This is a genomic window from Acinetobacter boissieri (assembly GCF_900096955.1).
Classification (GTDB): Bacteria; Pseudomonadota; Gammaproteobacteria; order Pseudomonadales; family Moraxellaceae; genus Acinetobacter; species Acinetobacter boissieri.
The window spans coordinates 1-1,204 of record NZ_FMYL01000028.1; the positions used below are offsets into that span (position 1 = coordinate 1).

1 protein-coding gene is annotated in these 1,204 nt (G+C 44.2%); it reads right to left on the reverse strand.

Going from position 1 to position 1,204, the window contains the following annotated elements:
* Window positions 1-1,191, reverse strand: a complete 1,191-nt coding sequence (gene tuf / locus BLS38_RS12805; RefSeq protein ID WP_092750213.1) for an elongation factor Tu — start codon at window positions 1,189-1,191, stop codon at window positions 1-3.
* Between the last annotated feature and the right edge of the window lie 13 nt (window positions 1,192-1,204).

The window sequence follows — 1,204 nt, forward strand, 5'->3', positions numbered from 1 at the left end:
TTATGCAATAACTTTAGCAACAACACCAGCACCAACAGTACGACCACCTTCACGGATCGCAAAACGTAGACCTGAGTCCATTGCAATCGGGTGAATCAGTTCTACTGACATTTCAACGTTGTCACCTGGCATAACCATTTCAACGCCTTCTTTCAACTGGATCGCACCAGTTACGTCAGTTGTACGGAAGTAGAACTGTGGACGGTAACCATTTAGGAATGGAGTATGACGACCACCTTCTTCTTTTGCAAGTACGTATACTTCTGCATCGAATTTAGTATGTGGCTTGATTGCACCTGGCTTAGTTAATACTTGGCCACGTTGTACGTCTTCACGCTTAGTACCACGTAAAAGAACACCACAGTTCTCGCCTGCACGACCTTCGTCTAGCAATTTACGGAACATCTCAACGCCTGTTACAGTCGTTTTAACAGTGTCTTTAATACCAACGATTTCTACTTCTTCGCCGACTTTAACAATACCTGATTCTACACGGCCTGTTACTACAGTACCACGACCAGAAATTGAGAATACATCTTCAATTGGCATTAGGAATGCTTTGTCGATTGCACGCTCTGGCTCTGGAATGTAAGAGTCAAGTGCAGCAACTAACTCAAGTACAGCTGGCTCGCCGTATTGACCTTGGTCACCGTTTAATGCAGCTAGAGCTGAACCACGAATTACAGGTGTGTCATCACCAGGGAAATCGTAAGAAGATAGAAGTTCACGTACTTCCATATCTACAAGTTCAAGTAATTCTTCGTCATCTACAAGGTCACACTTGTTTAAGAATACGATGATGTACGGTACACCAACCTGACGTGAAAGCAAGATGTGCTCACGTGTTTGTGGCATTGGGCCATCAGTTGCAGCACATACTAAAATCGCGCCATCCATTTGAGCCGCACCAGTGATCATGTTTTTAACATAATCGGCGTGGCCTGGACAGTCTACGTGTGCATAGTGACGTACTGGTGAATCATATTCTACGTGTGATGTATTAATTGTAATACCACGTGCTTTTTCTTCTGGTGCAGAGTCGATTGCTGCGTAGTCTTTTGCTTCGCCGCCGTATGTTTTTGCACAGATTGTTGCAATTGCAGCAGTAAGCGTTGTTTTACCATGGTCAACGTGACCAATTGTTCCCACGTTTACGTGTGGCTTATTACGTTCAAACTTAGCCTTAGCCATGATGATCTTCCTT